Genomic DNA, 12,045 nt, shown 5'->3' with positions numbered 1-12,045 from the left:
GCCGCGGAGCGGCAAGTCAGCAGAGCCCCGCGCCCCCGGTGGCATCACCTAGGCCCGGCTCAAGCCAGCGGCCCGGTGACCGCCTCGACCGCGTCGACCAGCGCGCCGGAGGCGACCAGCGCCGCCGCCGCCTCCAGGTCCGGGGACAGGAAGCGGTCACGACCAGGCCCGCCGACGCCGGCGGTCCGCGCGGCGGCGACCGCCGCTGCCGTGGCCGGCGCCAGCGGCCCGCTGCCGTTGTCGGTGCGGATCTCCAGGGCCCGTGCGGAGGCGGTCAGTTCGACGGCCAGGATGCGGGCCAGGTTGTCCACCGACTGGCGGAGCTTGCGCGCGGCGGACCAGCCCATGGAGACGTGGTCCTCCTGCATGGCGGAGGAGGGGATGGAGTCCACCGAGGCCGGGACGGCGAGCCGCTTGTTCTCGCTGACCAGGGCGGCCTGGGTGTACTGGGCGATCATCAGGCCGGAGTCCACGCCCGGGTCGTCGGCCAGGAAGGCCGGCAGGCCGTGCGAGCGGGCCTTGTCGAGCAGCCGGTCGGTGCGGCGCTCCGAGATGGAGCCGAGGTCGGCGGCGGCGATGGCCAGGAAGTCGAGCACGTACGCGACCGGGGCGCCGTGGAAGTTGCCGTTGGACTCGACCCGGCCGTCGGGGAGGACCACCGGGTTGTCGACCGAGGCGGCCAGCTCGCGGGAGGCGACCAGCTGGGCGTGGGCCAGGGTGTCGCGGCCGGCGCCGGCCACCTGCGGGGCGCAGCGGATGGAGTAGGCGTCCTGGACCCGCGGGGCGTCGTCCTGGTGGTGGCCGGTCAGGGCCGAACCGGCCAGCACGGCCAGCATGTTGGCGGCGGAGAGGGCCTGGCCGGGGTGCGGGCGGATCGGGCCGTGCAGCTCGGGGGCCAGCACCTTGTCGGTGCCGAGCAGGGCCTCCAGCGACATGGCGGCGGTGATGTCGGCGGTGGTGAACAGGCGGGCCAGGTCGGCCAGTGCCATCACCAGCATGCCGAGCATGCCGTCGGTGCCGTTGATGAGGGCCAGGCCCTCCTTCTCCAGCAGCTCGACCGGCTCGATGCCGGCCTCGGCGAGCAGCTCGCCGGCCGGGCGCTCGACGCCCTCGGCGTCGTACGCGGTGCCCTCGCCCATCAGGGCGAGCGCGCAGTGCGAGAGCGGGGCGAGGTCGCCGGAGCAGCCGAGGGAGCCGAACTCGCGGACGACGGGGGTGATGCCGGCGTTCAGCATGGCGGCCATGTTCTGCGCGACCAGCGGGCGGACGCCGGTGCGGCCGGAGGCCAGGGTCTTCATCCGCAGGAAGACCAGTGCGCGGACCACCTCGCGCTCCACCACGGGGCCCATGCCCGCGGCGTGCGAGCGCACCAGCGACCGCTGCAGCTGGGCCCGCAGCTCCGGGCTGATGTGCCGCACCGCGAGCGCACCGAAGCCGGTGGACACCCCGTAGACCGGCCGCGGCTCGGCCGCCAGCGCCTCGATCCGCTTGCGCGCGGTCGCCATCTCCTCCAGCGCGTCCGGGCCGATCTCGACCCGCGCGTTCCCGCGCGCGACGGCGATGACGTCCTCGGCGCTGACGTCGGCCTTGCCGACGACGATCACCGGAGCGGCCGGGTCCACAGCAGTGTGCATATCCATATACACCATCACAGCAGCTGAATGAAGATATGACAACCAGGTCCGGCCGAACAGGTCGTCCGACGTAACCTGGCCGGGACGGAAGGGGTCGGTCATGGCGCGGGCGACGGTGCGGCGGCGGGTGGTGCGGCTGCGCGGTGCGGAGCGGTCCGAGCGGGCGGACGTGCTGGCGGGGGAGGAGCCGCTGGAGATCCGGGTCGGGGGCGAGGCGCTGACGGTGACCATGCGCACGCCGGGGCAGGACTTCGACCTGGTGGCCGGATTCCTGGTGGGGGAGGGGATGCTGCACGAGGCGGAGCAGCTGGCCGCGCTGCGGTACTGCGCGGGGACGGACGCCGACGGGCTGAACACCTACAACGTGGTCGACGCGACGGTGCGGGGCGGCGCGCTGCCCGCGCTGACGGCGCACCGGAACCTGCTCACCACCAGCGCCTGCGGCCTCTGCGGCCGCGACACGGTCGACGCCGTCCGCACCCACGTCCGCTGGCCGCTCGCCGCGGACCCGCTGCGGGTGGCGCCGGAGGTGTTGTACGGGCTGCCGGAGAAGCTGAGGGCGGCTCAGAAGGCCTTCGACTCCACCGGCGGGCTGCACGCGGCGGGGCTGTTCACGGTGGAGGGCGAGCTGCTCTGCGCCCGGGAGGACGTCGGGCGGCACAACGCGGTGGACAAGGTGGTGGGCTGGGCGCTGCGCGAGGGGCTGCTGCCGCTGACGGGGCACCTGCTGATGGTCAGCGGGCGGGCCTCCTTCGAGCTCACCCAGAAGGCGGCGCTGGCCGGGATCCCGCTGCTGGCCGCGGTCTCCGCGCCCTCCTCGCTGGCGGTGGACCTGGCCGAGGAGCTGGGGCTGACGCTGGTCGGCTTCCTGCGCGGCGAGGGGGCCAACGTCTACACCAATCCCGCCCGCATCTCCTGAACAACGGCTCGGTCACACCTGGTTGCTGACGCACCACCAGCGGGCATCCCGTCACCAAGGCCCCACGCCGGGGCCGGACGGGGGTGCTGCTCAGCCATGCGCGTCATCCACGAGATGAAACTGGTCGGCCGGCTCGCCTCGGGCGCCGACGAGTGGTCCTGCCCCACCTGCGGTCGCCGGATCGCCCTCCGCCAACCGCCCGACCCCGACCTCACCGTCCTCGAAGCGGGCGACGAGTCCGCCGTCCACGTCGGCGTCATCGAACCGGGCGCCGCCGTCACCACCGCCGAGAAGTACGGCCTGGGCCCGGTCCAGGACATCCCCCGCCCCCGTCGCCAGCAGCCCGACCGCCCCGCCCAGACCCCCGACGAGGCCGACCGCGCCTGGCTCGCGGCCCTCGGCATCGCCTGGGGCGACGACGGCGAGGCGGCCTGACCGAGTCGGAATCGCCGGGCCCGGCCTCTGGCCGCCATTCGAGTGATTGGATATATTCAGTCGAACAGAGACTGAATGAATCCATCCGCAAGGAGTCCGGGACATGGTGCAGCAGCAGGCGGTGAGCGGTCCGCGCGAGGTGCGCGCAGCGCGCGGGACGAAGCTGACGACGCAGGGGTGGCAGCAGGAGGCCGCCCTGCGGATGCTGATGAACAACCTGGACCCGGAGGTGGCGGAGCACCCGTCCAAGCTGGTGGTCTACGGCGGCACCGGCAAGGCGGCCCGCGACTGGCGCTCCTTCGACGCGATGGTGCGCACGCTGGAGAACCTGAAGCAGGACGAGACCATGCTGGTCCAGTCCGGCCGGCCGGTCGGCGTGATGCAGACCCACGAGTGGGCGCCGCGGGTGCTGATCGCCAACTCCAACCTGGTGGGCGACTGGGCGAACTGGGAGGAGTTCCGCCGGCTGGAGAGCCTCGGGCTCACCATGTACGGCCAGATGACCGCCGGTTCGTGGATCTACATCGGGACCCAGGGCATCCTCCAGGGCACCTACGAGACCTTCGGCGCGGTCGCGGCCAAGCGCTTCGGCAACACCCTCGAAGGCACCATCACCCTCACCGCCGGTCTCGGCGGTATGGGCGGCGCCCAGCCGCTGGCCGTCACCATGAACGGCGGCGTGGCGATCTGCATCGACTGCGACCCGTCCCGGATCGCCCGCCGGATCGAGCACCGCTACCTGGACGTCGAGGCGAAGAACCTCGACCACGCGCTCCAGCTGGCCACCGAGGCCCGCGACAAGCGGCAGCCGCTCTCGATCGGTGTGCTGGGCAACGCCGCGGAGATGTTCCCGCAGCTGCTGGCGATGGACGCCCCGATCGACATCGTCACCGACCAGACCAGCGCCCACGACCCGCTGAGCTACCTCCCCGTCGGCGTGGCCTTCGAGGACATGGCGAGCTACGCGGCCGAGAAGCCGGCCGAGTTCACCCAGCGCTCGCGCGAGTCGATGGCCCGTCACGTCGAGGCGATGGTCGGCTTCCAGGACCGCGGCGCCGAGGTCTTCGACTACGGCAACTCGATCCGCGGCGAGGCCCAGCTCGCGGGCTACGACCGGGCGTTCGCGTTCCCGGGCTTCGTCCCGGCGTACATCCGCCCGCTGTTCTGCGAGGGCAAGGGCCCGTTCCGCTGGGCGGCGCTGTCCGGCGACGCGCAGGACATCTACAAGACCGACAAGGCCGTGCTCGACCTCTTCCCGGAGAACGAGTCGCTGCACCGCTGGATCAAGATGGCCCAGGAGAAGGTGCACTTCCAGGGCCTCCCGGCGCGCATCTGCTGGCTGGGCTACGGCGAGCGCGACAAGGCCGGCGAGCGCTTCAACGACATGGTCGCCTCCGGCGAGCTCTCCGCCCCGATCGTGATCGGCCGCGACCACCTGGACTGCGGCTCGGTGGCCTCGCCGTACCGCGAGACCGAGGCCATGCTGGACGGCTCGGACGCGATCGCCGACTGGCCGCTGCTGAACGCCATGGTGAACGTCGCCTCCGGCGCCTCCTGGGTCTCCATCCACCACGGCGGCGGCGTCGGCATCGGCCGCTCGATCCACGCCGGCCAGGTCACGGTGGCCGACGGCACCGCGCTGGCGGGCGAGAAGATCCGCCGGGTGCTCACCAACGACCCGGGCATGGGCGTCATCCGTCACGTGGACGCGGGCTACGACCGCGCCTCCGAGGTGGCGGCCGAGCGCGGCGTCCGCGTGCCCATGGGCGAGCTGTGAGCGACTCCTTCCTGGAGATGTGGGCGGAGCTGCTCCCCGTGGGCCGCTCCGCCTCCTCCGGCGGCTACCGCCGCTTCGCCTGGAACTCCGCCGACGCCGAGTGCCGCTCCTGGTTCGAGCAGCAGGCCCGCTCCCGCGGCCTGCACTACGAGCTGGACCGCAACGGAAACCAGTGGGCCTGGCTGGGCGACCTGCAGGGCGAGGGCGCGGTGGTCACCGGCTCGCACCTGGACTCCGTCCCGGACGGCGGCGCCTACGACGGCCCGCTCGGGGTGGTCTCCTCCTTCGCGGCCCTGGACGAACTCCGGTCCCGCAAGGCCGAGTTCAGCAAGCCGCTGGCGATCGTCAACTTCGGCGACGAGGAGGGTGCCCGGTTCGGCGTGGCCTGCATCGGCTCCCGGCTGACCGCCGGGGTGCTGGGCCGCGAGCAGGCGTACGAGCTGCGCGACGCGGACGGCGTCCGGCTGCCCGACGCGATGGAGAAGGCCGGCTACGACCCGGCGCTGATCGGCGCGGACCACGACCGGCTGAGCCGGATCGGGGCCTTCGTCGAGCTCCACGTCGAGCAGGGCCGGTACCTGACGGAGGACCAGCCGGTCGGCGTGGCCAGCGCGATCTGGCCGCACGGCCGCTGGCGCTTCGACTTCCACGGCGAGGCCAACCACGCCGGCACCACCCGGATCGAGGACCGCCGGGACCCGATGCTCACCTTCGCCGACACCGTGCTGACGGCCCGCCAGAAGGCCGAGCTGGCCGGCGCGCTGGCCACCTTCGGCAAGGTCGCGGTGGAGCCCAACGGCACCAACGCCATCGCCTCGCTGATCCGGGGCTGGCTGGACTCCCGGGCCGCGGACGAGGCGACCCTGACCGCCCTGGTCGAGGAGATCCGGGAGGCGGCGTACGCGCGCGGCGGGCTGGACGGCGTCCGGGTCGAGCTGACCCGGGAGTCGTACACGCCCGTGGTGGACTTCGACGGCCCGCTCCGCGACCGGCTGGCCAAGCGACTCGGAGGGGTCCCGGTGCTGCCGACCGGCGCGGGACACGACGCCGGGATCCTGGCGTCCGAGATCCCGACCGCCATGCTGTTCGTGCGCAACCCCACCGGCGTCTCGCACTCCCCGGCCGAGCACGCCGAGGAGGCGGACTGCCTGACCGGGGTGACCGCGCTCGCCGACGTACTGGAGGACCTGGCGTGTCAGTGACCGAGGGGACCACGACGTACTGGGCCGAGCACGCCTGGCTGCCGAACCACAACGGCCCCGCCGTCGAGCGGGACGTGTTGATCACGGTGGCCGACGGGCGGTTCCGCTCGGTCGTCCCGGACAGCGGGCCCTGCCCGCCCGGGGCGGTCCGCCTCGCCGGGCTGCTGCTGCCGGGCCAGGCCAACGCCCACTCGCACGCCTTCCACCGCGCGCTGCGCGGCAGCGTGCAGATCGGCTCGGGCACCTTCTGGACCTGGCGGGACACCATGTACCGGTTCGCCGGTGCGCTGGACCCGGACAGCTACCTGGAGCTGGCCACCGCCGTCTACGCCGAGATGGCGCTGGCCGGGATCAGTGCGGTGGGCGAGTTCCACTACCTGCACCACGCGCCCGGCGGCGCCCGGTACGACGACCCGAACGCGATGGGCCACGCGCTGATCGAGGCCGCCGACCGGGCCGGCATCCGGATCACCCTGCTGGACACCTGCTACCTCTCCTCGGGCTTCGGTGCCGAGCCGACCGCGCCGCAGCTGCGGTTCAGCGACGGCGACGCCGAGGCCTGGGCCCAGCGGGTGGACGCGCTCAAGCCGGCCGGGCACGCCCGGATCGGCGCCGCGGTGCACTCCGTCCGGGCCGTCCCGGCCGGGCAGTTGGCCACCGTGGCCCAGTGGGGCGAGCGGGCGCAGGCGCCGCTGCACGTGCACCTCTCCGAGCAGACCGCGGAGAACGAGGCCTGCCTGGCCGCGCACGGCGTCACGCCGACCAGGCTGCTGGCCGACCACGGGGTGCTCGGCCCGCGCACCTCGGCGGTGCACGCCACCCATCTGACGGACGATGACATCCGGCTGCTCGCCGACTCCTCGACCGCCATCTGCATGTGCCCGACCACCGAGCGGGACCTGGCCGACGGCATCGGCCCCGCCCGGCGGTTGGCGAGCGCGGGCTGCCCGGTCACCCTGGGCAGCGACAGCCACGCGGTGATCGACCCGTGGGAGGAGGCCCGGGCGCTGGAGCTGGACGAGCGCCTGCGCACCCGCACCCGGGGCCACTGGACCGCCGACGCGCTGCTGCGCGCGGGCGGCGAGGACGGCCACGCCTCGCTCGGCTGGCCGGAGGCCGGCCGGATCGAGGCCGGGGCGTTGGCCGACTTCACCGTGATCGCGCTGGACTCGGTCCGCACCGCCGGGCCGCCGCCGGAGCTGGGCGCCGAGACGGCGGTCTTCGCCGCCTCGGGCGCCGACGTCCGCCACCTGGTGGTCGGCGGCCGGCACGTGGTCAAGGACGGGCGGCACCAACTGGTCCCGGACGTCCCCCGTGCACTGAGCACGACAATCGCCGCCCTGCGGCGATAAACTGACCGGCGCGGGTCCGAGGGGGGCTGATCCCCTCGGGCCCGCGCCTTTCGGCGTTCACCCCAACTCCCCGAAAGGCCCAGCGACTTGAGCACCCTGATCGGCAACGTCGGCTCGCTCGTCACCAACGACCCGTCCCACGGCAGCGGCCCGCTCGGCCTGCTCACCGATGCCGCCGTGCTGATCGAGGACGGCCGGATCGCCTGGGTCGGCCCCGCCGCCGAGGCGCCCGCGGCCGACGGGCACGTCGACGCCGAGGGCCGGGCGCTGCTGCCCGGCTTCGTGGACTCGCACGCCCACCTGGTCTTCGCCGGGGACCGCACCGCCGAGTTCAACGCCCGGATGAGCGGCCAGTCCTACACCGCCGGGGGCATCCGCACCACGGTGGCCGCCACCCGGGCCGCCACCGACGCGCAGTTGGAGGCCAACCTCACCCGCTTCCTCACCGAGGCGCTGCGCCAGGGCACCACCACGGTCGAGTGCAAGTCCGGCTACGGCCTCACCGTGGAGGACGAGGCCCGCGCCCTGCGGATCGCGGCCAAGCACACCACCGAGACCACCTACCTGGGCGCGCACGTGGTGGCCCCCGAGTTCAAGGAGGACCCGGCTGCCTACGTGGCGCTGGTCACCGGCGAGATGCTGGACGCCTGCGCCCCGCACGCCCGTTGGGTGGACGTCTTCTGCGAGCAGGGCGCCTTCGACGGCGACCAGGCCCGGGAGATCCTCACCGCCGGCATGGCCCGCGGTCTGACCCCCCGGGTGCACGCCAACCAGCTGAACCACGGCCCGGGCGTGCAGCTCGCGGTGGAGCTCGGCGCGGCCTCGGCCGACCACTGCACCCACCTCACCGACGCCGACGTGGACGCGCTGGCGAGCGGCGACACGGTGGCCACCCTGCTCCCCGGCGCGGAGTTCTCCACCCGCGCCCCCTACCCGGACGCGCGCCGCCTGCTCGACGCGGGCGCCACCGTCGCGCTCTCGACGGACTGCAACCCGGGCTCCAGCTTCACCAGTTCGATGGCCTTCTGCATCGCCGTCGCGGTCCGCGAGATGGGCATGACGCCGGATCAGGCGGTCTGGGCCGCCACCGCCGGCGGCGCGCGGGCGCTGCGCCGCACCGACGTCGGCCTGATCGCCCCGGGCGCCCGGGCCGACCTGCTGCTGCTGGACGCCCCCTCGCACGTCCACCTGGCCTACCGCCCGGGCGTACCGCTGACCGCCGCGGTCTGGCGGGACGGTGTCCGCGCGGTCTGAGGCGGGTACACGGAAGCACGAGACCCCCGGAGGCGCGCGGCCTTCCGGGGGTCTCCCACGTGCGGGGTGCGTCAGCGGATGTCGCCCATCAGCCGGTTGACCTTCTTGCGGTACGTCATCAGCGCCACGCCGGCCAGCACGGCCAGCAGGCCCTGGGAGGCGAAGTACCAGGTGGAGCCGGTGGCGTCACCCACCAGCAGCTGCACCACGGCGGCGGTGCAGTCGCCGGCCGTCACGGCGAGGAACCAGATGCCCATCATCTGGCTGGCGTACTTGGCGGGCGCCAGCTTGGTGGTGACGGAGAGTCCGACGGGGGAGAGGGTGAGCTCGCCGACGGTCTGGATCAGGTAGACGGTGGCCAGCCAGAGCGGGGTGACCTTGGCACCGCCGTTCGCGGCGGCCATCGCCAGCATCATCACCAGGAAGGAGCCGCCGATCATCAGCAGGCCGAAGGCGAACTTCGCGGTGGTGGAGGGGTTCTGGCGGCGGCGGTCCAGCCAGACCCAGAGCCAGGCGAAGACCGGGGCCAGCGCCATGATGTAGAGCGGGTTCAGCGACTGGAACCAGCTGGACGGGAAGCCCCAGCCGAAGACGTTCAGCGAGGTGCTGTTCTCGGCGAACAGGTTCAGCGTGGAGCCGGACTGGTCGTAGATCATCCAGAAGATCGCGGCCGCCACGAAGAACCAGACGTAGCCGCTCATCTTGGACTTCTCGTCCGGGCTGAGGTCCTTGTCCCGGCGGATCTTGGAGAAGTAGACCACCGGGACGGCGATGCCGGCGATCGACAGCGGCCAGGTGACCCAGTTGACGGTCAGGTGGCCGGTGATCGCGACCACGGCGTAGAAGACCACCGCGAGGGTGGCCCAGAAGCCGGCCTTGCGCAGCACCGCGCGCTTCTCGGCGGCGGGCATCGGGGAGGCCACCACACTGCTCTTGTCGCTCAGGTGACGGCTGCCCAGCAGGTACTGGAGCAGGCCGAGCGCCATGCCGACGCCGGCCAGCGCGAAGCCCAGGTGCCAGTCGACCTTCTGGCCGACGGTGCCGATCACCAGCGGGGCGACGAAGGCACCGAGGTTGATGCCCATGTAGAAGATGGTGAAGCCGCCGTCCCGGCGCGGGTCGTTGGGCCCGTCGTAGAGGTGGCCGACCATGGTCGAGATGTTGGCCTTGAGCAGGCCGGAGCCGATCGCGATCAGGCCCAGGCCGGCGAAGAAGACCGCCTTGGAGGGCAGCGCCAGCGCGAAGTGGCCGGCCATGATGATCGCCCCGCCGAGCGCGACGGTCTTGCGGGCGCCCAGGAAGCGGTCGGCGATCCAGCCGCCGGGCAGCGCGAGCAGGTAGACCATGGCGTTGTAGACGCTGTAGACCGCGCCGGCCACTGCCGCCTTCATGCCGAGGCCGCCGTCGACGACCTCCGCCCCCATGTAGAGGACGAGCAGGGCGCGCATCCCGTAGAAGCTGAACCGCTCCCACATCTCGGTCATGAAGAGGGTGGCGAGTCCGCGGGGGTGCCCGAAGAAGGTCTTGCCGCTGCCGGTGGGGGTCGACGTTGCGCCGGCGGCCAGAGTGCTTGACGCCATGAGTGGGGTTCCTTGCTGACGTGCGATGGACCAGGCCACTGTACGTGGCGGTTTCTCCCACTATCAGACGAGAACCTGTCGGATGAACCCAATGTCCGAATAAAGAAGAGGTGGCGAATCCATGCTAACAACGGAAAACATCAACTGAATCCAAGGTGAACTGGTGGATCCTTCGATGAAACGGTGGGTCGGCGCTCCGGTTCCCGTGATCACCCTCTGTGAACTACTTCACAGCCCCCATCAGGGCGCGGATCCGCCCGGCGGCCGTCCACACCGCCGCCCCGCAGACCGCCGCCAGCGCCCCCTGCAGGTAGAAGTAGGTGTCCGCGCTGACCACCTGCTGGAGCCGGATGGTCCACCCCGCCACCGCGTCCCCGGTCGCGGTGGCCAGGAACCACAGGCCGAGCAGCTGGCTGACGTACTTCGCCGGCGCCAGCTTGGTGGTGAGCGACAGCCCGACCGGAGAGAGCGTCAACTCGGCCACCGTCTGCACGAAGTAGACCCCGACCAGCCAGAACGGCGAGACCTTCTGCCCGCCCGAGGCGGCCAGCTCGGCCAGGCCCATCAGACCGAAGGAGGCGCCGATCAGCAGCAGGCCCACGGCGAACTTCACCGGCGCGCTCGGATTGCGGTCACGGAGCGTCAGCCACTGCCAGAGCCAGGCGAAGACCGGCGCCAGCAGGATGATGAAGAGCGGGTTCACCGACTGGAACCAGCTGGACGGGAAGTGGAAGCCGAAGACCGAAAGGTTCGTGTCGTCGGTGGCGAACTGGGTCAGCGTGGAGCCGGACTGGTCGTAGATCATCCAGAACACCGCGGCCGCGATGAAGAACCACATGAAGGCCGACATCCGGCTGCGCTCCAGCGCCGACAGCTCCCGGTCCCGGCGCAGCCGGGTGAAGTACCAGGCGGGCAGCGCGACCCCGACGATCCCCAGGATGTTGACGACCTGTCCGATCGAGAACCACCCGGCCCCCGCGTCCACCGCGAAGAACACCGCCGCGGCCCCCGCCCAGAGCGCCGCCAGCCGCAGCACCCGCCGCCGGACCGCCGGTTCGGCCGGCCGCCCGGGCGCCGCCCCGGCGTGGCCGAGGTGGCGCCGGCCCCAGACGTACTGGGCCAGGCCGAGCGCCATGCCGACCCCGGCCAGCGAGAAGCCCAGGTGCCAGCTGACGTTCTGTCCGACCGTGCCGACCACCAGCGGGGCGAAGAACGAGCCGATGTTGATCGCCATGTAGAAGACCGTGAAGCCGCCGTCCCGGCGCGGGTCGTCCGGGTGGTAGAGCTGCCCGACGATGGCCGAGACGTTCGGCTTCAGCAGCCCGGTGCCCACCGCGATCAGCAGCAGCCCGCACCAGAAGGTCGCGGTGAACGGCACCGCCAGCGAGAAGTGGCCGCCCATGATCACCAGCCCGCCGATCAGCACCGCCCGCCGCGCGCCCCACAGCCGGTCGGCGATCCAGCCGCCGGGGATGGCCAGCATGTAGACCAGCGAGTTGTAGACGCTGTAGACCGAGGCGGCCGTCACGGAGTCCAGGCCGATCCCGCCCTGGTCGGTGGGCAGCGCCAGGAAGAGCACCAGCAGCGAGCGCATCCCGTAGAAGCTGAAGCGCTCCCACAGCTCGGTCATGAAGAGCGTGGCCAGCCCGCGCGGGTGTCCGAAGAACGCGTGCTCGTCCTCCGGCGGGGCCCCCGAGGCCGAGACCGGCTCCGGCCCGCCGCGCAGCTCGGTCCCGCCCGCCATCCGCAACCTCCCGAGAGACAGTCCCCGACCTGCCCACGGTAGGAGCCGACGGCCCGTCAGGGGCGGCGGCGGGGCCGCGGTTGGTCCGACCGGGCGGAGCCGCCCCGGCAGAGCCCCTGATCTCCGCGTCCGGCTCGGACTACCATCT

At 72.5% G+C, this 12,045-nt stretch carries 9 protein-coding genes; 6 read left to right on the top strand and 3 right to left on the bottom strand.

The genetic code is table 11. The annotated features are described in order from the left end of the window. Window positions 1-59: 59 nt before the first annotated feature. Window positions 60-1,640 carry a histidine ammonia-lyase gene (gene hutH, locus ABD946_RS33330; RefSeq protein ID WP_380150595.1) on the bottom strand — a complete coding sequence of 527 codons (1,581 nt, stop codon included), beginning with the start codon at window positions 1,638-1,640 and terminating at the stop codon, window positions 60-62. 94 nt (window positions 1,641-1,734) lie between these two features. Between hutH and fdhD the strand changes: the two genes are divergently transcribed. The 6 genes from fdhD (at window position 1,735) to hutI (ending at window position 8,573) form a co-directional block, all read left to right on the top strand. After that, on the top strand, window positions 1,735-2,553 hold the full coding sequence (gene fdhD / locus ABD946_RS33325) for a formate dehydrogenase accessory sulfurtransferase FdhD (RefSeq protein ID WP_345289402.1): 819 nt from the start codon (window positions 1,735-1,737) through the stop codon (window positions 2,551-2,553). Between the two features lie 96 nt (window positions 2,554-2,649). After that, complete coding sequence (locus tag ABD946_RS33320) at window positions 2,650-2,988, top strand: hypothetical protein (RefSeq protein WP_345289397.1); 339 nt, start codon at window positions 2,650-2,652, stop codon at window positions 2,986-2,988. Window positions 2,989-3,109: 121 nt separating this feature from the next. Further along, window positions 3,110-4,765 carry a urocanate hydratase gene (gene hutU, locus ABD946_RS33315; RefSeq protein WP_345289426.1) on the top strand — a complete coding sequence of 552 codons (1,656 nt, stop codon included), beginning with the start codon at window positions 3,110-3,112 and terminating at the stop codon, window positions 4,763-4,765. Window positions 4,766-4,782: 17 nt separating this feature from the next. Further along, the gene (locus ABD946_RS33310; protein ID WP_345289425.1) at window positions 4,783-5,967 is read left to right on the top strand and encodes an allantoate amidohydrolase; all 1,185 of its coding nucleotides are present in this window, start codon (window positions 4,783-4,785) and stop codon (window positions 5,965-5,967) included. Beyond that, entirely contained in the window at window positions 5,958-7,319 is a 1,362-nt protein-coding gene (locus ABD946_RS33305; protein WP_345289396.1) for a formimidoylglutamate deiminase, read from the top strand. The genes ABD946_RS33310 and ABD946_RS33305 overlap by 10 nt, the downstream gene beginning before the upstream one ends. Window positions 7,320-7,406: 87 nt before the next feature. Beyond that, on the top strand, window positions 7,407-8,573 hold the full coding sequence (hutI, locus tag ABD946_RS33300; protein WP_345289394.1) for an imidazolonepropionase: 1,167 nt from the start codon (window positions 7,407-7,409) through the stop codon (window positions 8,571-8,573). A 71-nt stretch (window positions 8,574-8,644) separates the two neighbouring features. On the opposite strand, the gene ABD946_RS33295 is transcribed toward hutI, so the two are convergent. Both ABD946_RS33295 and ABD946_RS33290 read right to left on the bottom strand, forming a co-directional pair. Continuing rightward, the gene (locus ABD946_RS33295; protein WP_345289393.1) at window positions 8,645-10,153 is read right to left on the bottom strand and encodes a peptide MFS transporter; all 1,509 of its coding nucleotides are present in this window, start codon (window positions 10,151-10,153) and stop codon (window positions 8,645-8,647) included. Window positions 10,154-10,376: 223 nt separating this feature from the next. Then, window positions 10,377-11,897: a peptide MFS transporter gene (locus ABD946_RS33290; protein WP_345289391.1), complete on the bottom strand. Its 1,521-nt coding sequence runs from the start codon at window positions 11,895-11,897 to the stop codon at window positions 10,377-10,379. Between the last annotated feature and the right edge of the window lie 148 nt (window positions 11,898-12,045).

It is taken from the genome of Kitasatospora albolonga (assembly GCF_039535905.1).
Taxonomy (GTDB): Bacteria; Actinomycetota; Actinomycetes; order Streptomycetales; family Streptomycetaceae; genus Kitasatospora; species Kitasatospora albolonga.
The sequence above is the reverse complement of the archived record's forward strand: the minus strand, read 5'-3'. Positions and strand labels throughout refer to the sequence as shown.